At 70.6% G+C, this 24157-nt stretch carries 28 protein-coding genes; 10 read left to right on the top strand and 18 right to left on the bottom strand.

The features are described from left to right. Nucleotides 1-17: 17 nt before the first annotated feature. Complete coding sequence (locus tag WFH44_RS04265) at nucleotides 18-320, bottom strand: urease subunit gamma (RefSeq protein WP_336712049.1); 303 nt, start codon at nucleotides 318-320, stop codon at nucleotides 18-20. A 324-nt stretch (nucleotides 321-644) separates the two neighbouring features. Here WFH44_RS04265 and WFH44_RS04260 point away from each other — a divergent pair, with 324 nt between their 5' ends. Further along, a complete protein-coding gene (locus tag WFH44_RS04260; RefSeq protein ID WP_336712048.1) occupies nucleotides 645-1106 on the top strand; it encodes an SRPBCC family protein in 462 nt (153 codons plus the stop codon). A 187-nt stretch (nucleotides 1107-1293) separates the two neighbouring features. On the opposite strand, the gene WFH44_RS04255 is transcribed toward WFH44_RS04260, so the two are convergent. Both WFH44_RS04255 and WFH44_RS04250 read right to left on the bottom strand, forming a co-directional pair. Next, nucleotides 1294-1527 (bottom strand): hypothetical protein, encoded by a 234-nt coding sequence (locus tag WFH44_RS04255; RefSeq protein WP_336712046.1) that lies wholly within the window; start codon nucleotides 1525-1527, stop codon nucleotides 1294-1296. A gap of 209 nt (nucleotides 1528-1736) precedes the next feature. Next, nucleotides 1737-2807, bottom strand: a complete 1071-nt coding sequence (locus WFH44_RS04250; RefSeq protein WP_336712045.1) for an enoyl-CoA hydratase/isomerase family protein — start codon at nucleotides 2805-2807, stop codon at nucleotides 1737-1739. A gap of 116 nt (nucleotides 2808-2923) precedes the next feature. On the opposite strand from WFH44_RS04250, the gene WFH44_RS04245 reads away from it, so the two are divergent. Continuing rightward, complete coding sequence (locus WFH44_RS04245; protein WP_336712043.1) at nucleotides 2924-4120, top strand: MFS transporter; 1197 nt, start codon at nucleotides 2924-2926, stop codon at nucleotides 4118-4120. 163 nt (nucleotides 4121-4283) lie between these two features. Beyond that, complete coding sequence (locus WFH44_RS04240) at nucleotides 4284-4718, top strand: DoxX family protein (RefSeq protein WP_336712042.1); 435 nt, start codon at nucleotides 4284-4286, stop codon at nucleotides 4716-4718. A gap of 101 nt (nucleotides 4719-4819) precedes the next feature. Here WFH44_RS04240 and WFH44_RS04235 read toward each other — a convergent pair whose 3' ends face one another. Next, on the bottom strand, nucleotides 4820-5059 hold the full coding sequence (locus WFH44_RS04235; protein ID WP_264795781.1) for a hypothetical protein: 240 nt from the start codon (nucleotides 5057-5059) through the stop codon (nucleotides 4820-4822). Between the two features lie 83 nt (nucleotides 5060-5142). Here WFH44_RS04235 and WFH44_RS04230 point away from each other — a divergent pair, with 83 nt between their 5' ends. After that, a complete protein-coding gene (locus WFH44_RS04230) occupies nucleotides 5143-5448 on the top strand; it encodes a hypothetical protein (RefSeq protein ID WP_336712040.1) in 306 nt (101 codons plus the stop codon). Nucleotides 5449-5532: 84 nt separating this feature from the next. On the opposite strand, the gene WFH44_RS04225 is transcribed toward WFH44_RS04230, so the two are convergent. From WFH44_RS04225 to WFH44_RS04210, 4 genes are read right to left on the bottom strand one after another with little or no spacing between them, the layout of a single operon-like run. After that, complete coding sequence (locus WFH44_RS04225; RefSeq protein WP_336712038.1) at nucleotides 5533-6396, bottom strand: glycosyltransferase; 864 nt, start codon at nucleotides 6394-6396, stop codon at nucleotides 5533-5535. Further along, nucleotides 6389-7816, bottom strand: coding sequence for a bifunctional PIG-L family deacetylase/class I SAM-dependent methyltransferase (locus tag WFH44_RS04220; RefSeq protein WP_336712037.1), 1428 nt, complete (start codon nucleotides 7814-7816; stop codon nucleotides 6389-6391). Before WFH44_RS04220 ends, WFH44_RS04225 begins: the two co-directional genes overlap by 8 nt. Beyond that, the gene (locus WFH44_RS04215) at nucleotides 7810-8853 is read right to left on the bottom strand and encodes an acyl-CoA dehydrogenase family protein (protein ID WP_336712036.1); all 1044 of its coding nucleotides are present in this window, start codon (nucleotides 8851-8853) and stop codon (nucleotides 7810-7812) included. The genes WFH44_RS04220 and WFH44_RS04215 overlap by 7 nt, the downstream gene beginning before the upstream one ends. Before the next feature lie 10 nt (nucleotides 8854-8863). Beyond that, nucleotides 8864-9451 carry a Dps family protein gene (locus tag WFH44_RS04210; protein WP_336712034.1) on the bottom strand — a complete coding sequence of 196 codons (588 nt, stop codon included), beginning with the start codon at nucleotides 9449-9451 and terminating at the stop codon, nucleotides 8864-8866. A 179-nt stretch (nucleotides 9452-9630) separates the two neighbouring features. On the opposite strand from WFH44_RS04210, the gene WFH44_RS04205 reads away from it, so the two are divergent. After that, nucleotides 9631-10128 carry a hypothetical protein gene (locus WFH44_RS04205; RefSeq protein WP_336712033.1) on the top strand — a complete coding sequence of 166 codons (498 nt, stop codon included), beginning with the start codon at nucleotides 9631-9633 and terminating at the stop codon, nucleotides 10126-10128. 44 nt (nucleotides 10129-10172) lie between these two features. Here WFH44_RS04205 and WFH44_RS04200 read toward each other — a convergent pair whose 3' ends face one another. Continuing rightward, on the bottom strand, nucleotides 10173-10973 hold the full coding sequence (locus WFH44_RS04200) for a TspO/MBR family protein (protein WP_336712032.1): 801 nt from the start codon (nucleotides 10971-10973) through the stop codon (nucleotides 10173-10175). 128 nt (nucleotides 10974-11101) lie between these two features. Here WFH44_RS04200 and WFH44_RS04195 point away from each other — a divergent pair, with 128 nt between their 5' ends. From WFH44_RS04195 to WFH44_RS04185, 3 genes are read left to right on the top strand one after another with little or no spacing between them, the layout of a single operon-like run. Then, nucleotides 11102-12541 carry a cryptochrome/photolyase family protein gene (locus WFH44_RS04195; RefSeq protein ID WP_336712031.1) on the top strand — a complete coding sequence of 480 codons (1440 nt, stop codon included), beginning with the start codon at nucleotides 11102-11104 and terminating at the stop codon, nucleotides 12539-12541. Continuing rightward, complete coding sequence (locus WFH44_RS04190) at nucleotides 12541-13308, top strand: glycosyltransferase family 2 protein (protein WP_336712029.1); 768 nt, start codon at nucleotides 12541-12543, stop codon at nucleotides 13306-13308. Before WFH44_RS04195 ends, WFH44_RS04190 begins: the two co-directional genes overlap by 1 nt. After that, on the top strand, nucleotides 13305-14807 hold the full coding sequence (locus WFH44_RS04185; protein WP_336712027.1) for an SDR family oxidoreductase: 1503 nt from the start codon (nucleotides 13305-13307) through the stop codon (nucleotides 14805-14807). The genes WFH44_RS04190 and WFH44_RS04185 overlap by 4 nt, the downstream gene beginning before the upstream one ends. Here the strand turns inward: WFH44_RS04185 and WFH44_RS04180 are convergent. The 6 genes from WFH44_RS04180 to WFH44_RS04155 are packed head-to-tail and all read right to left on the bottom strand — an operon-like array spanning nucleotide 14750 to nucleotide 20116. Then, a complete protein-coding gene (locus WFH44_RS04180) occupies nucleotides 14750-15634 on the bottom strand; it encodes a prenyltransferase (RefSeq protein WP_336712026.1) in 885 nt (294 codons plus the stop codon). The two genes, WFH44_RS04185 and WFH44_RS04180, sit on opposite strands and share 58 nt — an antisense overlap. Continuing rightward, entirely contained in the window at nucleotides 15624-16037 is a 414-nt protein-coding gene (locus tag WFH44_RS04175; RefSeq protein ID WP_336712024.1) for a lycopene cyclase domain-containing protein, read from the bottom strand. Before WFH44_RS04175 ends, WFH44_RS04180 begins: the two co-directional genes overlap by 11 nt. Further along, nucleotides 16034-16438 (bottom strand): lycopene cyclase domain-containing protein, encoded by a 405-nt coding sequence (locus WFH44_RS04170; RefSeq protein WP_336712022.1) that lies wholly within the window; start codon nucleotides 16436-16438, stop codon nucleotides 16034-16036. The genes WFH44_RS04175 and WFH44_RS04170 overlap by 4 nt, the downstream gene beginning before the upstream one ends. Then, complete coding sequence (gene crtI / locus WFH44_RS04165) at nucleotides 16435-18027, bottom strand: phytoene desaturase family protein (RefSeq protein WP_336712892.1); 1593 nt, start codon at nucleotides 18025-18027, stop codon at nucleotides 16435-16437. The genes WFH44_RS04170 and crtI overlap by 4 nt, the downstream gene beginning before the upstream one ends. Before the next feature lie 50 nt (nucleotides 18028-18077). Further along, entirely contained in the window at nucleotides 18078-19028 is a 951-nt protein-coding gene (locus WFH44_RS04160; RefSeq protein WP_336712020.1) for a phytoene/squalene synthase family protein, read from the bottom strand. Further along, nucleotides 19028-20116: a polyprenyl synthetase family protein gene (locus WFH44_RS04155; protein WP_336712018.1), complete on the bottom strand. Its 1089-nt coding sequence runs from the start codon at nucleotides 20114-20116 to the stop codon at nucleotides 19028-19030. Before WFH44_RS04155 ends, WFH44_RS04160 begins: the two co-directional genes overlap by 1 nt. Before the next feature lie 74 nt (nucleotides 20117-20190). Here WFH44_RS04155 and idi point away from each other — a divergent pair, with 74 nt between their 5' ends. Further along, nucleotides 20191-20733 carry an isopentenyl-diphosphate Delta-isomerase gene (gene idi / locus WFH44_RS04150; protein ID WP_336712016.1) on the top strand — a complete coding sequence of 181 codons (543 nt, stop codon included), beginning with the start codon at nucleotides 20191-20193 and terminating at the stop codon, nucleotides 20731-20733. On the opposite strand, the gene WFH44_RS04145 is transcribed toward idi, so the two are convergent. The 3 genes from WFH44_RS04145 to WFH44_RS04135 form a co-directional block, all read right to left on the bottom strand. Further along, a complete protein-coding gene (locus WFH44_RS04145) occupies nucleotides 20685-21284 on the bottom strand; it encodes a MarR family winged helix-turn-helix transcriptional regulator (protein ID WP_336712015.1) in 600 nt (199 codons plus the stop codon). The two genes, idi and WFH44_RS04145, sit on opposite strands and share 49 nt — an antisense overlap. A 53-nt stretch (nucleotides 21285-21337) precedes the next feature. Beyond that, nucleotides 21338-21826 carry a DUF3237 family protein gene (locus tag WFH44_RS04140; protein WP_336712013.1) on the bottom strand — a complete coding sequence of 163 codons (489 nt, stop codon included), beginning with the start codon at nucleotides 21824-21826 and terminating at the stop codon, nucleotides 21338-21340. Nucleotides 21827-21898: 72 nt separating this feature from the next. After that, nucleotides 21899-22600 carry a FadR/GntR family transcriptional regulator gene (locus tag WFH44_RS04135; RefSeq protein WP_336712012.1) on the bottom strand — a complete coding sequence of 234 codons (702 nt, stop codon included), beginning with the start codon at nucleotides 22598-22600 and terminating at the stop codon, nucleotides 21899-21901. 136 nt (nucleotides 22601-22736) lie between these two features. Here WFH44_RS04135 and WFH44_RS04130 point away from each other — a divergent pair, with 136 nt between their 5' ends. Further along, entirely contained in the window at nucleotides 22737-24101 is a 1365-nt protein-coding gene (locus WFH44_RS04130; protein WP_336712010.1) for an SLC13 family permease, read from the top strand. The last annotated feature ends 56 nt before the right edge of the window (nucleotides 24102-24157 follow it).

The following is a 24157-nucleotide window of genomic DNA, read 5'->3' as shown; positions in this document are numbered from 1 at the left end:
GGTGCTCCTCTACTCGATCAGCGGATCGGGTTGTGGACAGTGACCAGCTTCGTGCCATCAGGGAAGGTGGCTTCGACCTGCACGTCGGCGATCATGTCGGCAACGCCGTCCATCACGTCGCCGCGGCCGAGGATGGTGCTTCCGAAGCTCATCAGCTCCGCGACGGTGCGTCCGTCACGGGCCCCCTCGACCAGTTCGTACGTGATCAGGGCGACCGCTTCGGGATAGTTGAGTTTCAGGCCGCGCTGCTGGCGCCTGCGGGCCAGGTCGGCCGCGACCACAATCATGAGTTTTTCTTGCTCACGGGGCGTTAAATACATGCAGAACTCCCTGGTTCGTCAGGAACAAATAGGTGTCCACCCGTTATCTACAACCGGTCAGAGACTAGACCGGGAGGCCCGTGGATATGGCAAGAGTAGCAGAGCTGGACGAGCCCGCAACTTGGCTGCTTTGCGCCGCGCCGCCGGCCGCCGTCGACGGGTCCAGGCTGGAGATCCACATCACAGAACCTACTCCATGCAAACGGCCGCATCGGCCCATCCCGGCAGATTTTCGGCAGGCTGCGACGTCCCCGGGCGGGGCCGGCTACGGCAGCCCGGCAGCCCGGACACCGCCGGCCGGCGGACGGGGCCTACGATGGACCCATGTCACGGACGGACAGTGCCTCGCGCGTAGTTGCGGCCTCGCCGGAGAAGGTGTTCGCCGCGCTCATCGATCCGGAATCGCTCGCGGCATGGCTGCCGCCCGAGGGCATGGCCGGCAGGTTCGAGCGGTTCGATGCCCGGCCTGGCGGCTCCTACCGGATGGTCCTCACCTACTTGGATGGAACGGCGGCATCGGGGAAGGCGACAGCCGACACGGACGTTGTGGAAGCCCGCTTCATCGAGATCGTGCCCGGCGTACGAGTGGTTCAGGCGGTGGACTTCGTCTCGGATGACCCGGCCTATGCCGGGACGATGACGATGACATGGGAGGTGTCGCGGGCGGATGGAGGAACCCGGGTGGAGATCCGGGCCGACGACGTCCCGGACGGCATTTCCGCCGAGGACCACGCCGCCGGACTCGCCTCGTCCTTGGCCAACCTGGCGGCGCACCTCGAGCGGTAGCAGCCGGACCCGCCTCGTCACTGGCCAACCTGGCGGCGCACCTCGAGCGGTAGCAGCCGGACCCGCCTCATCCCCTGCCCGATCCGGCGGCTTACGCGCAGCGCCAGCGGCCGCCCCGTCTCCGCGCCCCCGAGCCCCGCCGGCGGCCAGGATGCTGGCCGGCTTCCGCGCGGGAAGCGTCTAGGGTTTATTCGTCGGTCGTGAAGTACCACTGCCCGTTGGAATCGGTGCAGTCCCGGACGAGCGTGGTGTCAGGCTGGTTGAGCACGGACCACTGCTTGACCTTGCAGTTTATGTAGCTGGGCTCCCAATACACGTAGGTCATTCCGGCCGCGTTGGCGGCGGTCATACCCACGGCGGCGAGGCCGGTGGCCAGGGTCGTGGCGGCGATGGCTCGCGTCATCACGCTACGGATGGACATTGCTTCTCCGTTCGTTGTCGACAGCCAGGCTGGGGCCCGGCCGCTTACCATCCTAGATCACGTTTCCATAACGGCGGGCGGCAGAGGAAGAAAGCGTGGCGAGCGCGGCATCACATCAAGCCGGCATCACCGCAGGTCACTGACTCATTTGGGCAAGCTTCCGCCGCCCCGGACAACATGGTTCCGCTACCGGGAAGGAGCGCCCCAAGTCATGCCTGCGTTCCTGCGGCCGGCACCGGGGCGGCGCCGAGGCCCAGTTCGTCCGGGCCGAGGTCGGCGAAGTAGGCCTCGACGGTGGCGCGGTCCACGTCGGCCAGCGTGGCGGGATTCCAGCGGGGGTTGCGGTCCTTGTCGATGACCTGTGCTCGTACGCCTTCGGCAAAGTCCGGGGCGTGCAGCAGGCGGATGCCGAGCCGGTAGTCCTGGTCCAGCACCTCCTCGAGCGTGGCCATGCCGCGGGCGCGGCGGAGGGCTTCGAGCGTGAGCTTCACCGAGGTGGGCGATTTCGCGGCGAGTTCGACGGCGGCCTCCCGCGCCTTGGGTTCGTCACTGGACTCGAGCGCCGCGAGGACCTGTTCCGCGTCGTCGTGCCGGTAGCAGTCATCGATCCAGCGGCGGTCCTTGTCCAGGTCCGACGGCGGGACCTCCGTGCGGGCGAAGCGGGCAATGGCTTCGTCCGCGGAGGCTACCGCGAGCGCCTCGGCCAGGGCCGGCAGGTCCGTGCTGTCCACGTAGTGGTCGGCCAGGCCCAGCACGATGGCGTCGGCTCCGGTGCCGGTGCCCGCGGTGAGGGCGAGGTGGGTGCCGAGTTCGCCCGGCGCGCGCGAGTAGAGGTAGCAGCCGCCGACGTCGGGGATGAAGCCGATCCGGGTCTCCGGCATGCCGACCGTGGACCGCTCGGTGACCACCCGGTGCGAGGCGTGCGCGGAGACGCCGATGCCGCCGCCGAGCACCACGCCGTCCATCAGTGACACGACCGGCTTGCGATAGCGGGAGATGTACGAGTTCATCCGGTACTCGTCCTCCCAGAAGATCTCCTTGGACGCGCCAGCCTGCACGTGCTTGTAGATGGCGACGATGTCGCCGCCTGCGCAGAGCCCCCGCTCCCCCGCACCCGAGATGAGGACGGTGGCGACGCCGTCGTCCGTTTCCCAGTCCCGGAGCGCCGCCGTAATCGCGGTGATCATGGCGTCGTTGAGGGCGTTGATCGCCTTGGGCCGGTTCAGGACGATGTGCCCGACGTGGCCGCGGCGCTGCAGCAGGATCTGGTTCGTCTCCACAGGCACAGCCTAGCGTGCCCCGCGAACCGGCACCTGACTTTGGCCGTTGCCGGAGCGTGCCAGAATGGTGTGAGCTACGCCGCAATCGCGGCATCTACTTCGGACGGAGGTTGGGGATGGCTGTGTCGGAGCAGGCGAAGACGGTGCGGACGGCGCGGCTGGGCTTTGTGTTCCTGGGCATTGTGCTCATCGCGGTCAACCTCCGGGTGGCGTTCGTCAGCGTGGGCCCGGTGCTTTCCGACATCAGCAGCGAATTCGGCTGGTCCGCGAGCACGGCTGGATTGCTGACCGGGCTGCCGCTGATCTGCTTCGCCGTCTTCTCGCCGGTGGCGCCCGGGGTTGCCCGCCGGCTCGGCCTGGACCCGGCGCTGTGGGTCTCGCTGCTGCTCCTCCTGGTCGGCATTCTCACCCGCTCGGTTCCGGTGGAGGCGGCTGTCTGGGCCGGCACCGTGCTGATCGGAACCGGGATTGCGTTCCTGAATGTCCTGCTGCCCTCGCTGGTCAAGCGGGACGTGCCCTCGCGCGTGAGCCAGGTGACCGGGGTCTACACCGCGATCCAGGGCGCCGTGTCCGCGGTGGGGGCGGCCGTCGTCGTACCTATTGCCCAGGCCACGCCCTACGGGTGGCGGCTGGCGCTGGGCGTGTGGGCGGGGCTGGCGCTGATCGCGCTGGCGGTCCTACTGCCGCATCTGCGCGCGCGGAACGCGGGAAACAACGACGGCGGGGGCCGGGCGGTGCGCTACCGCTCGCCGTGGAAATCGGCGCTTGGCTGGCAGGTCACGCTCTTTATGGGGCTGCAGTCGCTGGCCTTCTTCGTGATGATTACCTGGCTGCCCGCGATCGAACATGACCAGGGCCTTTCGGCGATCACGTCCGGCCTGCATACCTCGGTGTGGCTGCTGGTGGGCGTGGGCGCCAGCCTGACCGCCGGCGCGGTGCTGCACCGGGCATCGGACCAGCGGCCGGTGGCGCTGGCCAGCAGCCTCCTGGCGTTCTGTGCCTACGCAGGCCTGGCCCTCGCCCCGCAGCTGTCCCTGCTCTGGGTGGTGGTCGGCGCGGCCGGGTGCGGCAGCCTCATCGTGATCGGGCTGTCCCTGTTCAGCCTGCGCACCGAGCACCACGAACAGGCGGCCGAACTCTCCGGCATGGCACAGTCCGTCGGCTATGGCATCGCCGCCGTCGGGCCGGTGGCCTTCGGCGCGCTGCACGATGCTACCGGCGGCTGGACCGTGCCGCTGCTGGCCGGGGCGGGACTCATGCTCATCCTCTGCGTGACCGCCTTGCTGTCGGGACGGAACCGTTTCATCGGCTGATATCGGCAGACCCGGGCCGCCGATGCCGCGTGCCGGCCTCGACACGTCCGCCATTGGCGGCCACACTTTTGGTAGCACCACCCCTGCGGACTCATCGCGCGATCTGTCGCCCATAGCGGCCTCCTGTCCCCCGGACCTGTCCCCTGCGAAATGGTGAACTCCCATGAGAAATGCAGCACTGGCCTCCCTGGCCCTCGCGATCCTGCGGGTTGTCCTCGGTTACATCTTCGTCATGCACGGCTGGCAGAAGTACAACGACATAGGCATCGCGGGGATGCAGGCTGGGTTCGGCCAGATGGGCGTGCCGAATGCCGAGGTCTTTGCCGTGCTCGTCATCATCCTCGAACTGGTTGGCGGCGTCCTGCTGATCATCGGGTTCCTGTCGCGGCCCATCGCGGCCCTGCTGGCCGTGGAGATGGTCGGCGCCTGGGTCCTCGTCCACGCACCAAACGGCTTCTTCGTCAGCGAAAACGGCTACGAGTTAGTGCTCATCCTGGCCGCCGCCGCGCTGACGATCGTGCTGGCCGGTCCGGGACGTTTCTCCCTCGACTACGCCCTGTTCGGGCGCAGGAAGTCGAAGCTGAGCGCCTTGGCCTGACCTCGGGGGGCGACTGCCGTGAGGCTGCGCTCCCCCGGGTCCGGTGTTCCCGCCAGCGCTTACGCCGCCGCCCGAACGAGGGCCAAGCGGGCGTCGTGCCGCTACCTCCGCACGGGCTGGAAGGTTGTCGCCCGGCGGAGGATCTTCACGGGGCGGTCATGCGGGACCGAGACGGCCTCGGGAATGTCCTGCAGGTGGATGTCCACGGTTTCCTTGGTGCGGCGGACGATGTAGCCGGCGAGCACTCCGGCGTGCTCGTCATCGTTGAAGCCAACTATGCTCACCGGACGGCCCAGATCCTCCAGCCTGAGATCCGCCGCGAGCCTCTTGATGGTGGCCATCCTGGCTCCTCTAGGAGTTCTTATCGGTAGGGGAAGTCTATGCCCGGCAGTAGGCTGGGAGTACCTGCGACCAAGGAGAACAGATGAGTTCACTGCTGACGCCGCTGATCACAAGCGCCGGGCTGATCGGCGGATTCCAGACCGCGCGAGCCACCAAGAACCGGCCGCTGGGCGGGGCCGTCCTCGCCGCCGCCGGAGCCGCCGCCTTCACCCTGTGGAAGCGCGACGCCGGAACCGCTACGGCCTCGGCGCTGACCGCCGCGTACCTGGCCGCGTTCGGGCTGTCCCATCCGCTGGCGAAGAAGATCGGCGCCTGGCCGTCCGTCTACACCGTCACGGGAGCGACGGCGGTGCTCGCCGCGATCTTCGGCGGCCGGCGCGGCGCGTAGCAGCAGAAAGGACCCGAACGCGGAAGGCGTCGGCCGCGGCCCTGGCGCGCAGCCGGCCCTGGCACCGAAGAGTTCGGCCGGTCCTTACAGGCCGGCGAGGTAGCCGGCGAACCCCGCGGGGGTCCGGCCGTGCAGCCGCCCGGAGGTGACTGCCGTCAGCCCCGGGCAACTGCGCACGGCAGCGCCGGCGGCCCGCAGCCTGGCCACGAGCCGGACGTCTTCATGCTCGGACACGCTCTCGAATCCGCCGGCGGCGAGGTACGCCGACGCCCGGAGGCCCAGGTTGGCTCCGTGGATGCGGCTGTGCCGGTCCTGCTGGGTGTACTGCCGCCGCCAGCTGCTCAGCCGGACCGCGTCCAGTTCGTCCGGATCGGGTTCCACTGTCCCCAGGACGGCGTCGGCTCCCGCGTCCGCCAGCGCCGCCTGGACGCTCAGCCAGTGCCCTGGGACGCGGGTGTCCGCGTCGGTGCAGGCGATCCAGGCCTGCGATGCCATACTTCCGCCCGCGAGGACGGTGAGCTCTCCCCCGGAAGCGACGGGGCCGCCGGCCAGCACAGTGTCCAGCACGGGTCCGCCGCGGAGGAGGCTCCCCAGCGCGGCGGCGGCTCCGGCGGCCCGGGCCGCGCCGACCGACCCGAACCGGGCGTCGAGGATCCGGATGCGCGGGTCCCGGGCTGCCGCGGCGCTGGCGATCCGGCCGGACGTGTCGGTGCAGCTGTCCAGCACGAGCGTTAGCGTCGCCGAGCAGCCGGGGCGGGCTTCCGCCAGCCGGTCCATCGCCACCCGAATGTGCTCAATGCAGGCCCCGAGGAGTGCTTCCTCGTTCCGGACCGGGACCACCACCAGGACCTGCCCGACCGGCACGGGACCGGAAGCCGCGGGTGACGCGGTGCGCTCGGCCCGGGACCCCGGCGTCGTTCCCGGCAGGACCCCGGCGAGCTCAGCCATGCGTTTGCTCCGGCGCTTGCAGGACTTCCAGCAGGAAGTCGCGTTCCCGGTGCTCGACAACCACGTCCCAGCCGGTCGTGGCTCGGGCCATCGCGTGCACCGTCTCGCCGTCGAGCTCCCAGCCCATGATCGGGTTCAGCCAGTGGCAGAGCACCAGGTGGCCGCCCGGCACCAGCGCCCGTTTGGCGCGCTCCAGGAGCCGGCGCAGTTCGGCTGCCTGGAGGAAGTAGCCGATCTCCGAAACCACCACGAGGTCCAGGTCCCGGGCGGCGTCCGGCCACCCGTCCGGAAGGTCGGCGCGCAGCAGCTTCACCTGCGGGCGGCCGGCGAGCCGTTCCCCGGCGCGCTGCAGGGCGACCTCGCTGGCGTCAACGGCGGTCACCCGGCTGCAGCGGGCGGCGAGCTCCTCGGTGAGCAGCCCCAGCGAGCAGCCGGCTTCGAAGGCGTGCCGGTAGCGTTCGCGGGGCAGGGCGGCCATGGTCACCGACCGCTTGCGCTGCTCGTACCAGCTGGAGAGGTACGACCACGGGTCTGGCTTGCGGCGGTAGAGCGAATCGAAGTCCTTGGCGGCCGTGCCGGCTCCGCGCGGCGGCGGCGTCCAGCGGAAGACCTCGACGCCGCGGTCGAAGTAGGAAAGGAAACCGGGGCTCAGCAGGGCTTCGTCGCCCGGCAGCGGTGACAGCGGTCCGGTCTGCGACACGTGCGCGGCCAGGGCCTGCTGCTTGGCATCCAGCGCCGCGGAGTCCAGCGGCACGGCGCACCAGTTGCGCCACTCCTCGTGCCCGGGCTCGGGCTCGGACCAGTGCCAGTACCAGATGGGGAATTCCAGCAGCCCGGCTCCGGCTTTGCGGGCGGCGCGGGCGGCCGACCGGCCGACGGCCTCGTGGTCCGTGTGCCCGTCGTCGCGGTAGGTGGAAACGACGACGGCGTGGCGGCCGGCGGCGAGGAGTTCCGCCAGGGCGTCGTCCAGGTCCGCGGTCCGCTGGGCGACGCCGCTGTCCGGCAGGCCCAGGTACCGCCAGGTCAGGGTCCCCGGGCCGGCGGCGTTGGCGGCGGAGGCTTGGGAAACGGCCGCGGTTTCGGCGGTGTTCCGGGCGGCCGCCGACAGTGTGTCCATGGCCCGCCCGAATTCGGCGAGCCGAAGCTCCGCCAGCTGGTCGGGGGTGGTCGACGGCGATTCAGGGTGGGATGCCTCGCCGGCCGTGCACAGGAGGACGGCCACGTCCGCGCCCGCACGCAGGGTCCGGTGCACGAGGCCGGCCGCCCCGAGGGACTCATCATCCGGATGCGCGGCGACGACGATCAGCTGGCCGCCGCGGCCCGGCAGCGCGTGCGGATCCAGGGCTGGCAGGGCCTCGACACCAGCCTCCTGCCAACTCTGCTCGGGCGTACCTGCGTCCAGATGCGAAAAGGTCACCATGGGGATCCGTCCTCCGCCAGGACCAGGCGGCCCAGGGCGGCGTCGTCGCGGGCTGCGTGATGCTGGCGGACGTAGAGCGTGAGGTCGGCGATGCGGCGGGCATGGTCCTCGTCGAAGGCAAGCGGCCCGGGGCCGAGGGCCTGTCCGCAGATGTCGATCATGCGGGCGCAGAGCCCGGCGATCTGCCCGCGCACGCGGTGGGCTTCGGCGGCCCCGGCCCGGTCCCGGTCCACATGGCCGGCGGCGGCCTCGAGCGCCGCGGCTCCGGCGGCCAGGAGCCGGTCCGCCTCGCCCAGCCATGCGAGCGCCAGCTGGTCGGGTTCGCGGCGGCGGGCGGCCGCTTCGAGGGTTCGGAACAATCCGACGGCGCCGCCGAACCAGCAGGCGGCCACGCCGATCCCGCCCCAGGCAAAACCCGGCCTCGTAAGGTACCAGTCGGTGCCGCCGACCGGTCGGGCCGCCGCCCGCTCAAACCGCACGGGGCCGCTGGGCAGCTGCCGCAGCCCATGGCTGGTCCACGCGCTTTCGACCGGCCGCACGCCCTCCTGCCGCAGGTCCACGGCAAAGGCGCGGCGTCCGCCGGGAACGTGGGCGGTGACGATGGCGGCGTCCAGCTCCCCCGCGAGGGAGCACCACGGTTTGGTGCCGGTCAGCACCCACCCCGGCGCCCCGCCGTCGTCAGTTGCTTCGAGCCGTTCGGTGGCCGACTCCGCGGCGAAGACGCCCCACGCCGTCCCGGCAGGCAGCGTGTCGCCGGCCTGGTCGAGGATGGCGGCGGCGTCCAGGTGCGGTTCAACGGTCCTGGCGGCAGCGAGGTCCACGGCCGCCAGCGCTGCCAGTAGCTCCCACAGCGCCAGGGTCTGTCCGGCGCCCGGCAGCGGCACCGGCAGCCGGTTGCCGCGCAGCACGTCGAGCACGGGCTTCGGGTCGCCGGAGCAGTCGGCGGCGGCAGCCAGCAGGGGCCCGGCCGCGCCCCAGGCATGCTGGGCGGCGGGCCGGGCCCCGAAGGCGTGCTGCACTGGTCCCTCTGAGGACATCAGGACAGTGCTACTTGGACTTGCCGGACTTGTTGTCCTTCTCCGTCTTGCCGGCGGCATCCTTTTCCGTCTTGGCGCCCTCCGACTCCAGCCGGCCCTCGGAGTTTTCCAGGTGCGCGCGGATGAACCACTGGAACAGCTCCAGTTCGGCGGTCTGGCCGATCAGCAGGTCCTCGGTGATCGGGTCGAGGTCCCCGACCGCTTCGATGGCCTTGCGGTGGTCCTCGACGACGCCGTTGTAGACCAGGTTCAGCGCGGCCAGGTGCTCGGCGGTGCCGGCGCGGCCGATCGAGTAGTCGTCCCAGGTGCGCTCGCTGACCAGTGCGCCGGGGAGGCCGTTGGGCGAGACGCCCATGGTGGCCATGCGCTCGGCCACCGCGTCGATCATTGCGCGGACCTGCTCGATCTGGGGGTCCAGCATCTCATGGACGCCGATGAAGTCCCGGCCCACCACGTTCCAGTGAGCGTGCTTGAGGGTCAGCTGCAGATCGTTCAGGGCATGCAGCCGCATTTGCAGCGTCTCACCGACCTTGTAGCCGTCCTCCAGCTTCAGACCCGGTACCGTAAAGCCTGCCTTCGATCCGTTCTTCCCGGCCATCAAAAACCTCCTTACTCGGCGCTGCCGCTTCTCGGCGCGTTGTGTTCCCCAACGTAATCAGCATGCTTAGGGAAGTCCATTCGAACCGCACACCGTCCGCTGAGCGCGAAAACTGCGCCGCCGCCGGAATTGCCACTGATTCGCTCCGTCCCCACCCGGCCGGTGCTAGATTTCGGAGCATGACGGATGGATCACCCGACGAACCTGACGCGGCCCACCAGCGGCCGGCGGGACTGGACGACGCGACCGTGGAAGCGCTCGGCAAGCTGTCCGAGGCGCTCGAGGTGGTCGAGCACGCGCGCGGCAATCTCTACGGCTTCCACCGGCTGACCGGCAAGGCGGACCTCAACCTCGGAGAGGCGGCCGAGCTGCTCCGCAAAGCCGGACATTCGGATCTGGCGGACAGGATCGATACGGAACTTGTGGGCCGCAACGTGATCGAGGGCCGCTGGACCTTCCAGATCGTGGAGGATTACGACGACGGCTACTACGCCGCATTCAAGGAACTGGAACGGCTCGCGCGGGATGAGCTTGCCGGGGGCCGGCGCCACCTGTTCGAGGCGGAGATGAAGGAAGCGCGCCGGACCCACGGGCGGCGCCACCACGAGGCGAGGCCGCAGCAGGGACCTGGGCCGGACGACGAGCCGGCGCCCGGGAAAAACCCGCGCGACGGCTAAGCCCGCTACCCCGGCAGAGCCCGCCACTGCCCCGCAGAGGTTGGTCAGGCCGGAAGGGTCCGCCGTCCGCGGCGCAGCCGGAGGACAATGCCCGCGATGAGGACCACGGCGGCGCAGATTGTGGCGGCCGTGGCAACGCCGGTTGAGACCAGTCCGCCGTCCAGCCGGCCTACGCTGATCCAGGCCAGCCCCCAGGACAGAGCCAGTGCGGGAGCCAGCCGCCCGCCGAGCCACGCCGTGGCCACACCGATCAGGGCCGCGGCAGCCAGCACGGCTGAGGCGAGCGCGACCGGCATGCCGAAGCCGTCGAAGCCGGCGGCCCCCAGGACGGCGGAGGTGTTGGCGACGGTAGCGATGGTGACCCAGCCGAAGTAGAGGCCGAAGGTTCCGTCAGTGATGATCGTGTCCGCGGTTCCTTCGGGGCTGGTACGGGCCAGCAGCACGAAAATCCGGGCCAGTACCGCCAGCAGCACCACGATCACCGCCAGGCTCAGCCCCAGCCAGCCGGCCTGCACCACCCAGATCCAGGCCGCATTCAGCAGCATGGCCGCGACTGCCGAAGGCCGCAGGATCTGCTGGCGCGCGGACCGGCGTTGGGCCGGCAGCAGCTGCCAGACAGAGTAGGCCAGTAGGCCCAGGTAGATCAGCGACCAGATCCGGAAGGCGCCCTTGGCCGGTGCCAGAGGTGTGGAGTCCTCATTCAGCCATCCGTCTGCGGCCAGCTGGATCGGCGTCCCGCCTAGCACCCCGCTACCCAGGAAGGCGCCGACAATCGCGACGATGCCGCTTGCCAGCACCAGCACCGGGACGGCCAAACCGGTCCCGCCCCGTGTTGTGGTCTCCATGGTTCCTCCTCGGTTGGCGGCCGGTTGCCCGGTGTGCTTGACTCGATCATAACCATTTCGATAATCGAGAGATAAGGCAACTGTTCATCCCGTGGCAGGGTCGGCGGGACACCAGGAAGGGGCATCCCATGACGACGTCGCTGGTATGGTTCCGCGACGATCTGCGGGTCCGGGACAACCCGGCGCTGCTGGCCGCGGTCGCGGACTCCGCCGCGGTGGCGCTGTATGTCCTGGACGAGGAGAGCGACGGGGTCCGCCCGCTCGGCGGCGCCGCACGCTGGTGGCTGCACCACGCGCTGGAAGACCTGCGCGGCGAGCTGGACGGCCTCGGCGTCCCGCTGCTGCTGCGCCGCGGGGCCGCCGCCGGAATCGTGGGCGAAGTTGCGGACGCCTTGGACGCGGAGGCCGTGTACTGGAACCGGCGCTATGGCGTGCCCGAGCGCCAGGTCGATGCCGAGGTCAAGGCGAAGGCGGAGGAGGCCGGCCGCCACGCGGAGAGTTTCCAGGCCTCGCTGCTGCATGAACCGTGGCGGATCCAGACCGGCCAAGGCACGCCGTACAAGGTGTTCACGCCGTTCTGGAAGACCGTATCGGAGCTGGATTTCCGCAAGCCGCTGGACGCGCCGGAACCGGCGCAGCGCTTCCGCGGCCGGCTCCCGCAGTCCGACGAGCTGGACGGCTGGGAGCTGCTGCCGCGCCGGCCGGACTGGGCCGGCGGCCTGCGGGAGACCTGGACCCCGGGCGCCGCGGCCGGCCACGAGCTGCTGGAGGACTTCGTCGACGGGGCGCTGGCTGACTACCCGCAGGGCCGCGACCGCCCGGCCGTCCGGGGCACCAGCCGTCTCTCCCCCTACCTCCGCTGGGGGCACCTGAGCCCGTTCCAGGTCGGGCATGCGGTGGCCGCCCGGCGCGGCGCCAAGACCGGCGAGGCCGTGCGCACCTACCTCGGCGAGCTGGGCTGGCGGGAGTTCTGCTGGCACCAGCTCTACCATCAGCCGCTGCTGGCGGAGCGGAACCTGCGTCCCGAATTCGACGCCTTCCCGTGGGATCGGCCGGGCCGCAAGCGGCAGGCGGACGACGGCGGCCCCTCGCCTGCCGCACGGGTCCGCGCCTGGCAGCGGGGCAGGACCGGCGTTCCGCTGGTCGACGCCGGCCAGCGCGAGCTCTGGACCACCGGCTGGATGCACAACCGGGTGCGGATGGTCTCGGCCAGCTTCCTGGTCAAGAACCTCGGCATCGACTGGCGGGTCGGCGAGCAGTGGTTCTGGGACACGCTCGTGGACGCCGACGCGGCGAACAACCCGGCGAGCTGGCAGTGGGTGGCGGGCTCGGGAGCGGACGCGGCACCGTTCTTCCGCATTTTCAACCCGCTGACCCAGCAGGCCAAGTTCGACCCCGAAGCCCGCTACGTTGCGCGCTGGGTGCCGGAGTACGCGAGCCCGGAGTACCCGGAACCAATCGTGGACGTGAAGGAATCCCGGCAGGCGGCGCTCGAGGCGTACCAGGCGCTGCGCGAGGACAAGTCGCCGGCTCAAGACAAGGCCAGCCGCCGGGGCGGGGCCGGCTGATGGGCTCCGGCGTCTCCGTGGTGATCCCCTGCCTCAACGACGCGGGGCCGCTGGAGGCCTGCCTGCGCTCGCTCGCCAGCCAGCTAACGCCGCCGGACGAGGTCATCGTGGTGGACAACGGCTGTACGGACAACAGCGCGGAGGTCGCCCGCAGGTCCGGCGCCCGCGTGGTCGCCGAGCCCGCCCCCGGCATTCCGGCCGCGGCGTCGGCAGGCTACGACGCCGCCGCAGGCGAGATCATCGCGCGCTGCGACGCGGACTCCGTCCTGCCGCCGGACTGGATCCTCCGGATAGCCGCCGCCTTCTCCCGCGATCCCGGCCTCGCCGCCGTGACCGGCAACGGACGTTTCTACGCACTCCCCCGGCCCGCCGCCGTCGTACTTTCCGCCCTGTACCTGGGCTCCTACTACCTCGCGGCCGGGTCGGCGCTGGGCCACCCGCCGCTGTTCGGATCCAATATGGCCCTGCGGCGCTCGTGCTGGCTCCAGGTGCGGGACCAGGTGCACCGCGCGGACGCCGAACTGCACGACGACCTGTGCCTGAGCTTCCACCTCGGGCCGCTGCGGCGGATCCGCCTCGATCTGCGGCTGGCGGCCGGCATGTCACCCCGGGCGATCGCCAGCCGGCACAGCCTGGTGCTGCGCTTCCGGCGTGCCTTCCACACGTTGTCCGTACACTGGCCGGAGCAGGCGCCGGCGCGGCGCTGGCAGGCCCGCCTTGCCGCCGGCCGCACACTTCCCGCCAACCGAAGGAGACAGTCCGCATGACACAACGGGTACTGGTCACCGGGGCCACCGGCTACATCGGCGGGCGGCTCGTCCCGCGGCTGCTCGAGGCCGGCTACACCGTCCGCGTGCTGGTGCGGTCGCCGTCGAAACTCACGACGGTCCCCTGGCACGACGACGTGGAAGTCGCCGAGGGGGACCTGGGTGACGCGGAGGCCGCGGCAAAGGCCTGCGAGGGCGTGGAGACGCTCTTCTACCTGGTGCACTCGATGGGCTCCGGCGCCGGGTTCGAGCAGAAGGAACTCGCGATGGCCCGGACCGTGGCCGAGGCCGCCGCGCGCTCCGGGGTGAAGCGGATCGTCTACCTCGGCGGGCTGCACCCGGAGGGGGTGGAACTCTCCCGGCACATGCGCTCGCGGACCGCCGTCGGACGGGTGCTGCTGGAAGGCGAGGTGCCCGCGGTGGTGTTCCAGGCCGGCGTCGTGATCGGCTCCGGTTCCGCGTCCTTCGAGATGATCCGGCACCTGACCGAGAACCTGCCGGTGATGCCGGCGCCGAGCTGGGTCCGGCGGAAGATCGAGCCGATCGCCATCCGGGACGTGCTGCACTACCTGGTACACGCACCGGAGCTGCCGGAGGGGCTGAACCGGACGTTCGACATCGGCTCGCGCGAGGTGCTGACCTACGCCGGCATTATGTACGGCTACGGACACCAGGCCGGGCTGACGCGGCGCAAGGTCTTCTCGCTGCCGGTTCCGGCGCCGAAGCTGGCGGGCTGGTGGGTGGCGCTGACCACGCCGATCCCGCACTCGATGGCGGTGCCGCTGGTGGAGTCGCTGCAGCATGACGCGGTGGCCGCGGAGCACGATATCGACGCCTACATCCCGCAGCCGGACGGCGGGCTCACCGGCTACCGCAGGGCGGTGGAGCTGGCGCTGGGCAAGATGGCCGCGGGCGAGGTGGAGACCAGCTGGACCAACGCGTCGCAGGCGCCCCCGTCGGATCCGCTGCCCAGCGACCCGGAGTGGGCGGGCCGCACGGTGTTCGTGGACGAGCGCACGCGCAGCACCGATGTCGCTCCGGAGCATGTCTGGCGGGTGATCGAGGGGATCGGCGGGGCCAACGGCTGGTACTCCTGGCCGGCCGCGTGGGCGATCCGCGGCGTGCTGGACAAGCTGGTCGGCGGGGCCGGGCACAACCGCGGCCGCCGGCACGGGGACCGGCTCAGCGTCGGGGAGGCCGTGGACTGGTGGCGGGTGGAGGCCATGGAGGACTCGCCGGAAGGCAAGGTGCTGCGGCTGCACGCGGAGATGAAGGTCCCCGGCCAGGCCTGGCTGGAGCTCTCCGCGCTGCCCGACGGCGCCGGCACCACCTACCGGCAGCGGGCCATCTACTTCCCCACCGGGCTCTCCGGCAAGCTCTACTGGTGGATCGTGCTGCCGTTCCACGGGCTGATCTTCCCGTCCATGGCGCGCAACATCATTCAGCGGGCGGCCGCGTACCAGAGCAGCAGCATGGTCACGAAGAACCCGGTCACGTAGTTCAGCCAGAGGAACCGCTTCCAGCCGGCGTTGCTGGTCTCCGCCTCGGCGTCCGGGACCGACCGGAACGGCCAGATGTTCGCCAGGTACGGCAGCGCCAGCAGGGCGCCCAGCGCGCCCGGCCAGCCGCTGAAGAGCATCAGGATGCCGGCCAGCGCATAGGCAGCGAGGGCGTACCTGACCGTGGCGGCGGCCCCGAGCACCGTCGCCACGGAGCCGACCCCGCCCTGCCGGTCCGCATTGATGTCCTGCACGGCGCCGAACGCCTGGCTGGCCATCCCCCAGAGGAAGAACGCCCCGAGCACCGTCCACAGCCCGGCGGTGAAGTCCGCCCCGGCGAGCACCAGCCCGAACAGCGCCGGGCTGACGAAGTGGAAGCTCGATGTCATCGAGTCCACGAACGGGCGCTCCTTGAACCGAAGACCGGGCGCGCTGTAGGCGACCACGGCGAACAGGCTGAGCGCCAGCACCACCGCGGACAGCCAGGTCCCGACCGCCAGCAGGTAGGCCACGAACGGCAGCGGCAGCAGCACGGCGGCCAGCAGCGTGGTCCGGTGCAGCGAGCGGTCCAGCACGGCGCCCTCCGCGCCGCCCTTGCGCGGGTTGAGCACGTCGGACTCGTAGTCGAACACGTCGTTGATCCCATACATCGCGAGGTTGTACGGGATGAGGAAGAACAGCGTGCCGATGATGAGCGGCAGGTCCACCGTGCCCGCGGCGAGCAGGTAGGCGGCCGCGAACGGGTAGGCGGTGTTGACCCACGAGACCGGCCGCGAGGAGACCAGCAGGTTCCGCAGGGTCGATCCGGGCTTGAGGTCATTCTCCATGCGCGTCCTTCCTCCTGGCCGGTTGCTTTCCGACGGCTTGCTTTCCGACGGTTTGCCGGCCGGCCCTCTGCCGTCCGGCCGGCAGCAGCGTCCACAGCGCCGGCAGCAGCAGCGCCGCCGCGAGCACGTAGGCAAAATCCTCCAGCGGGGCGAGCCCGATCCGCCATCCCGACGTGTGCTCCGCGCTGTACTCGAAGAGCCCGGCGGCAATCATCAGGTTGTCGAACACCGCCGTCAGCACGCACAGCGCCAGCAGGGTGAGTACGACGGCGGCACCCGCTTTCCGCGGCCGGCGCGCCTCCGTCTGGGCCGGAGTATGCCTGCGGTGCCGGACGAGGGCGGCGGCCAGGGCGACGGCCGCCGCGGCTGCGAGGAAGACGGCGTTGAGCAGCCAGTACGTCATGGGCGCGCCTCCTCGTGGGCCCCGCGCGGGCCGGACCGTCCGCGCCGGACATCAACCGCCGTGGTGCCGGCGTCAGGCAGGAACGAGCCGGTGGCCAGCCTGCGGGCGAAGAGCAGGTACAGGTTCATGGTCAGGTAGCCGAGGAAGGTCAGGAAGACGGCCTCCTCGAGGGGAAGCTCGGGCGCCAGCAGGAGGCCGGTCATGATGTCCGTCTGCCCGCGGTAGAAGATGCCGAGCGCGATGCCGGACAGGTCCCACGCCAGGAAGAACGCCAGGCCGGCCAGCAGCACCAGGCCGGCGCGCAGCGGCGCCGCGCGGAAGAACAGGCGCAGCCGCCAGTCCAGGATGGCCATGCCCGCCAGCGAAACGAGCAGCGCGGCCAGGTAGACAAGCCCCGTCACGGCAGCCCCGCGCCCGAGGAGGCCGGCAGCGGTTCGGGCAGCGCCGCCGTCGTTAGGTCCCCGCGCACGCGCTTGAGCAGGATCTCCGCGCTGATCAGGCACATCGGCAGACCGATGCCGGGGATGGTGCTGCCGCCGGCATAGAACAGGCCATCGACCTTGCGGCTCCTGTTGCTGCCGCGCAGGAAGGCGCTTTGCCGCAGGGTGTGTGCCGGGCCGAGGACGCCGCCCTGCCAGGAGTTGAAGTCGCGGGCGAAGTCCGCCGGGCCGACCGTCCGCCGCACGCGGATCCTGCCGGCAAGGTCCGGGACACCGGCCCAGCGGGCAATCTGGGCGATGACGCGGTCGGCCACCTCTTCGACACGCGGGTCGCCGCCGCCGTCGATACCCCCGCCGCCCAGGCCCGGGTCGGCCGGGACGGGAACGAGCACGAAGAGGTTCTCCCGGCCCGCCGGGGCGACTGACGGGTCGGTGGCGCTGGGCCGGCAGATGTAGACGGAGGCGGGATCCGGAACCCGGGTCTGCTTGCCGAAGATCGCCGCGAAGTTGGCGTCCCAGTCCGAGGTGAACATCAGCGAATGGTGGGCCAGCTCGGGCAGCCGGCCGTCGACGCCGAGCATCAGGAGCATGGCGCCCGGCCCCGGCACGCGGCGCCGCCAGTAGCGCTCGGGATAGCTCTGCAGCTCCCGCGGCAGCAGCGCGGTTTCGGTGTGGTGCAGGTCCGCGGCGGAGACCACGGCATCGGCGGCCAGCACGTGGGACCCGCCGCCGCCCCGGTAGCTGACGCCGAAGGCACGCGCCCTGGTACCGGCGCGCTCGGTCAGGATCCCGTCCACCTCGGCACCGGTGACGATGCGGACGCCGTGGTCCTCGGCGAGCGCGCGGATGGCGCCGATGATCCGGGTGAAGCCGCCCTGCGGGTAGAGCACGCCGTCGTCCAGGTCCAGGTGGCTCATCAGGTGGTACATGCTGGGCGCGAGCTTCGGCGCGGAGCCGAGGAACACCGCCGGGTAGCCGAGGATCTGGCGCAGCCGCGGGTCGGTGACAAAGCGGCCGGCCCAGGTGTCCAGGGACTCGAGCAGCAGGCGGCCCAGCTTCGGCGCGCCGCGCAGCACCTCGCGTGTGAGCAGCGGCCGGAAAGAGGCGAAGGATGTGTAGAGGAAGTACTTCTTGGCCAGGCCGTAGGTCTCCTCGGCGGAATCGAGATACGCGGAGAGCCCGGCCCCGGCGCCGGGTTCCAGGGATTCGAACAGCTCCTCGTTCAGCCGGCGTTCCCGGCGCAGGTCCACGGCCGGGCCGCCGTCCTCAAAGAACACCCTGTAGCCCGGATCCAGCACGCTCAGGTCCAGCTGCTCGGCGGCGGAGGTGCCCAGCAGCCGGAAGAAATGGTCGAAGACCTCCGGCATCAGGTACCAGGACGGCCCGGTGTCGAAGCGGAAGCCGTCGCGCTCCCAGCTGCCGGCGCGGCCGCCCACGTCGGCCTGCTTCTCCAGGACGGTGACCCGGTAGCCGTCGCGGGCCAGCAGCGCCGCCGACGCCAGGCCGGCGATCCCGCCGCCGATGACGCTGATCCGTCCGCCCGGTTCCACGGCCGGGCGGGCACTGGCCGACCTGCCCAACCGCGGCGCGGCAGGAGGCCTCACCGGTGGCTCCGGAACAGGGCGGCGGCGGGCAGGTGCCGGAGCCGGGCGGCCGGAAGGTGCACGGGCAGCCGCGCCGCCGGGAGCTGCTCCTGGTACCAGGCCTTGGCGATCAGCCGCAGCTTGACCTGGTTCGGCACCTGGACGCGCCGGAGCAGCAGGTCCCCGGCAGGGGTGCGCCGCAGCCGGGCGGAGAGCTCGGCGAACAGCGCATGGACGGCCGCGACGGCGGTGCGGCTGCCCGCGGGCAGCTCCGGCACTACCGCGCGGGCGGCGGCCAGGTCGGCGTCGATCCCGTCCAGCACGGCGTGCTTCTCGGCTTCCGTGAATCCGTCGACGGATACCCCGGGAAAGTAGCTGCGGCCGAGGTCGCGGTAGTCGTCCGCCAGGTCGCGCAGGAAGTTGACCTTCTGGAACGCCGCGCCGAGCCGCCGGGCGCCGGCGTCGAGCCTGGCGAGGCGGTCCACGTCCACCGGCTTGCCCTGCAGGAAGGCGCGCACGCACATCAGCCCGACCACCTCGGCGGAGCCGTAGACATACTGGTCGAAGCTGTCGGCGCTGTGCGCGGCGCGCTCCAGGTCGGCCCGCATGGAGGCGAAGAACGGCCTGATCAGGTCCGCGCCGATGCCGGTCCGCTTTGCCGTGAGGCCGAAGGCGTGCACCACCAGGTTGGAGCTGTAGGCGCCGGACGCCGCCTCAAGCGCGTCCTGTTCCAGCTTGTCGAGGCACGCGCGGATGGCTTCCGGCGCGGATCCGCAGCCGGCGCTGGCGCCGTCGACGATCTCATCGGCGATCCGGACCAGCGCGTAGATGCTCTCCACGTCCCGCCGGACGGGCTTTTCCAGCAGCCGGGTGGCCAGCGAGAAGGAACTCGAGTAGCGGCGGATGACGACGGCGGACGCCTCCTGGGCGACCGCCGCATAGAGTTCCGCTTGGGTCCGGTTATCCATTACCGCCTCCTTTGGACAGCACGTTCCAGCACGCCTTCGAGGTCGGCCACCAGGGCCGCGGGCAGGGCGGACTCGGCCAGGGCGGTCCGGGCCCGGCCGGCATAGCACTCGGCGAGGTCCTCGACGTAGTCCCGCGCGCCGCACTGCTCCAGCAGGCGGCGTGCCCGGGCTGCGTCCTGCCGGGTGGGCGTGCCGCCGAGCAGCTCGGCCAGCTGCTCCCACTCCGGGCAGAGCCGCGCGTAGGCGATCAGCGGGGTGCACTTGCCCTCGGCCAGGTCGCCGGTGGTCGATTTTCCGGTCTCTGCCTCGTCTCCGAACATGCCCAGCAGGTCGTCCACCAGCTGATAGGCGGTGCCGATGCAGCGCCCTGCGGTTCCCACTGTCCTGAGCGCGTCCGCGGACGCTCCCGCCATCAGCGCCCCCGCCCGCAGCGGCGCCTCGAAGGAGTACACCGCGGTCTTCAGCCGTGACATCCGCAGGACCTCCTGCAGCGACGGCTGCTCGGGCGTGCCGGAGAACTCCACGTCCAGCAGTTCGCCGCCGGCCGAGGCGAAGACCGCGGAGTCCAGCTCCTCCAGCAGCGTGAGCCGCAGGTCGGCGGCGAGGTCGGCGCCGGCGATGAGCCGGTAGGCCCCGGTCAGGGCCAGGTCGCCGGCGATGATGGCGGCGGACTGGCCGCGGTGGGCCGCTTCCTCGAGGCTTATCCCCTGCCCGGCGGCGCGGGCGCGGTAGGTACCGGCCAGGTTCGGGACGCCCCGGCGCTTGAAGTCGTGGTCGATCACGTCGTCGTGCAGGACCAGCGCGGTGTGCAGCAGCTCGAAGGCCGCCGCCACCGGTGTCGCGACGGCGGGATCCGGGCCGCCGAGTCCGGTATAGGCGGCCAGGACCAGGGCAGGCCGGACGCGCTTGCCGCCCTGTGCGGCCGAATGCAACGCGTGCCAGAGCCCGGCATAGCCGGCGCCCAGGCGGGCGGCGCGGGCGGTGCCGTCGCTGAAGAACCGCTCCAGCGTCCCGTCCACGAGCCGCAGCCCATCAAACTCGATTCCTCCGGACACCGGAGGGTACTGTCGGGCGATGGGAATCGTCATGATTCATAGTAAACATGATTATTTCTCGATAATCGAGAGATAGGGAGGATGGCGTTGTGCGGAAGGACGGCGGCGTGGCAAGCGTAGAAGAAGTGGTACTGGTCGACGAGGCCGGCCGGCCCATCGGGACGGCCGACAAGGCGACCGTGCACGGCCCGGCCACTCCCCTGCATCTGGCCTTCTCCTGCCACCTCTTCAACGAGCGCGGCGAATACCTCGCCACCCGGCGGGCGCTGTCCAAGAAAACCTGGCCCGGTGTGTGGACCAACTCCTTCTGCGGCCACCCGGGGCCGGGCGAGGACACCGCGGATGCCGTGCTGCGCCGCGCGCCGCAGGAGCTGGGCGTCGAGGTGGCGGAACTGCGCGTAGCGCTTCCGGATTTCCGCTACCGGGCCACCGATGCCGCCGGAACGGTGGAGAACGAGATCTGTCCGGTCTACGTGGCCCGCCTGCACGGCGACCCGGCCCCGGACGCAACGGAAGTCGCCGAGTGGAAGTGGGCACCGCCGTCGTTATTGCTGCAGGCGGTCACCGCCACGCCGTGGGCCTTCAGCCCGTGGCTGGCGCTTCAGCTGCCGCTGCTGGCCGAGGCCTCGCCCGCGCTGTTCTCCGGCTGACCCAGAGCGCGTTCCCGCGCCGCCGTCATCGCGTCCCGCAGCTCCTCCATGAACCCGGAGAGCAGCTCGATCTCCTCGGGCGTGTGCCGGGCGACCACCTTGAGCAGCTCCTCGACCATCGGCGAGAAAATCTCCGAACCGCGCAGCCGCGCGCTGTCCGTCACGTCGAGGTGGACCCGCCGCCGGTCCTCCCCGCTGCGGGTACGGACCATGTGGCCCACCTTGCTCAGCCGGTCCACCAGGGCGGTGGTGGCGGCTGAGCTCAGCGACAGCTTCTCCCCCAGCACGCCGGGGGTGATCGGCAGGCCGGCACGCCGCGCATTGATCACGGCGGTGAGCGCGTTCAGGTCCGTGCGGTGCATCCCGTACTTGTGGCCCAGCGCCTCGATGTAGCGGTCCGTCTCCGTGGTGAAACTCTGCAGCAGCAGCATCAGCTCGCGGCCGCGGTAGTCCGCTCCGGGACGGATCTCGCCGGCTTTGAACTCGACCTGCGGCCCATCGTTCCGGCCGACGCCGGGGGCAGCCGCGGAGGTACTGGATGAGCTAGGCATAGTGACCATGTTAAGCCTCGGTTCACCTTCCCGCCCGCGGGCATCCAAATGGCCTAGTCGACGGCGAAGAACTCCAGCTGGACCGCGTCCGGCGTGCGGACCCCGCTGCCGATGAAGAGCCGCGAATTGACCCAGGCGAAGGCGCTGTCCGTCGCGGCCGTGATCCGCGGCGCACAGCGGAAGTAGATCAGCGAGGGGTCGACCGTGCCGCCGCTGACCATCCGGGCCAGGTCCTCGGGCCGCCCGGCCCGGAGCGCCTTGTTTTCGACGAAGAGCCGCGTGCCGTCCCCTGCCTCGATGACGTAGGTGGCCGTGAGGTACGCCGTGTCCGCGGACGGGTACAGCTGGAAGTCCGCGCCGGCGTCCAGCACGCGGCCCGACCAGCCGTTTCCGGCGACGCTTCCCCCGCGGATCGGAACCACGCGGCGCCGGCCGTCAATGGTCTCACCGAGGTCCAGCACCTCCCCGACCTCGACGGTCACGGACGCGAAGTGGGTCAGGGCCGGCTGCGGCACGGCGCCGGCAACCTGGTCTCCCGTCATCGCGCGGCCTCCCGTCATGGCTGTTGCTGCTGTCGTTGGTGTTGCTGTTGTTGCTGGCGAATGTGCCGACGCCTACTTGAGCAGGGCAACATCCGAAACCAGTTCGATGTGGGACTGCATGGCCCGGGCCGCCACGTCCGCCTCGCCGTCACGAATGGCGTCGGCGATCCGCTGGTGGGACGCCAGGGACTGCTCCGGCCGGCCCGGCTGCCCGAGCGATTCCAGCCGGGTCTCGAGCACCATCTCGGCGATGAAGGTCATCATCTGGGCCAGCACCGGCGAATGGGCCGCCTGCGTCACCGCCCGGTGGAACAGCTCATCGCCGTGCGCGCCGCGGTCTCCCGCCGCGATTTCCTGCTCCATGGCGGCCAGGGCGGCGTCGATCGCCTCAAGGTCCTCGGACGTCCGGCGGGACGCTGCGAGCTCGGCCAGCTTGACCTCCAGGGCGCTGCGGGCCTCCACGATCTCGGGCAGCCGGTTCCGGTGCTCCTGCAGCTCCTTGACGAGCTTGGCCACGCTGGGCCGGTAGACCAGCACGGCCCCCGTCCCGTGCTGGACGTCGATCACGCCGAGCACTTCGAGGGCCACCAGCGCCTGCGCGAGCGTCGCACGGGAAACGCCGAGGCTGTCCGCGAGCTCCCGCTCCGGGGGCAGATGGTCGCCCGGGCCGAGCTGGGCGTCCTCGACGTACTCCAGAATCTGCTTCATGAGCTGCTCATAGAGCCGCTGGCGCGAAACGCGCGCCAGCGGTCGCGCCGTCTTCTTTTCCGCCACGCTGCAGTTCCTTTCGGATCGAAGGCCTTTCGAGAACTTTACCCGTCCTTCTTGACAAGGACGGCCACTCTCCTAGAGGCTAGGCCACTGAGACAGTGATTCACTTCACAACTATCCTAATCCACGGAGGAGTGCGATGTCCGCGCCAATTCTCTCCATCATCGTCCTCGCGGCGATGTTCCTGTTGGCTACGGTGCTGCCCATCAACATGGGTGCCCTGGCCTTCGTCGGGGCCTTCCTGCTGGGAGCGGTCTTCCTGGGCATGGACCCGGATGCCATCCTGGACAACTTCCCCGGCGGCCTGTTCCTGACCCTGGTCGGCGTGACCTACCTGTTCGCGATCGCGCAGAACAACGGCACGATCGACCTGCTGATCAGCAAGGCCGTCAAGCTGGTCGACAACCGCGTGGCCCTGATCCCGTGGGTCATGTTCATCATCACCGCCGCCATCACCGCCGTCGGCGCACTCGGCCCCGCCGCCGTGGCCATCATGGCGCCGATCGCGCTGAGCTTCGCGGCTAAGTACAAGATCAATCCGCTGATGATGGGCATGCTCGTGGTCCACGGCGCCCAGGCCGGCAGCTTCTCCCCTATCGCGGTCTACGGCGTGATCGTCAACGACCTGGTCAGCGGCGCGGGATTCCCGGGCAGCCCGATGGCACTGTTCCTGACCAGCCTCATCTTCAACCTCGCCATCGCCGTCGTCCTCTTCTTTGTCCTCGGCGGGCGCAAGCTGTCCTCCTCCCGTGTGGGGCAATTCGTCGAGCAGGTCGCCGAGGCCCGCATGGCGGTCAGCGTGGGCGCGCACGCCGCCGACGTGAACTACAAGGGCTCCGGCTCCGGCACCTACGGCCCGCGCGACCCGGCCGGCGAGGGCATGCCGGCCATGAACACTCCGGGCGAGAAGTTCCCGCAGATCATGACCGTCCTCGGGCTCATCGCCCTGGCCGTCGTGGCACTGGGCTTCAAGGTCGACGTCGGATTCGTCTCCATCACGATCGCCGTCATCCTCGCGCTGGTCTCGCCCAAGGCACAGAAGGGCGCGGTCAACAAGATCAGCTGGTCCACGGTGCTGCTGATCTGCGGCATGCTGACCTTCGTCGGCGTCCTGCAGGAGGCAGGCACCATCGAGTATGTGTCCGACGGCGTGGCAAACCTGGGCGCCCCGCTGCTGGCAGCGCTGCTGATCTGCTACATCGGCGCCGTGGTGTCGGCTTTCGCGTCCTCCACCGCCATCTTGGCCGCTCTCATTCCGCTGGCCATCCCGTTCCTGGATTCGGGCGCCATCAGCGCCGTCGGCGTGGTGTGCGCCCTGGCGATCGCTTCCACGATCGTCGACGTCTCGCCGTTCTCCACCAACGGCGCCCTCGTGCTGGCCAATGCGCCCGAGGGCACCGACAAGGACCGGTTCTACAAGCAGATCCTGGCCTACGGCGGCGTCGTCGTGGTCGCCGGACCGCCGCTCGCGTGGGCCACGCTCGTCCTTCCCGGCCTGCTGTAGCCGCCCGCACGCTTCCCATTCATCGAACCAGAAGGAGCCGTTTTGAGCACTGAAAC

It is taken from the genome of Arthrobacter sp. USHLN218, assembly GCF_037144715.1.
Taxonomy (GTDB): domain Bacteria; phylum Actinomycetota; class Actinomycetes; order Actinomycetales; family Micrococcaceae; genus Crystallibacter.
The sequence above is the reverse complement of the archived record's forward strand: the minus strand, read 5'-3'. Positions and strand labels throughout refer to the sequence as shown.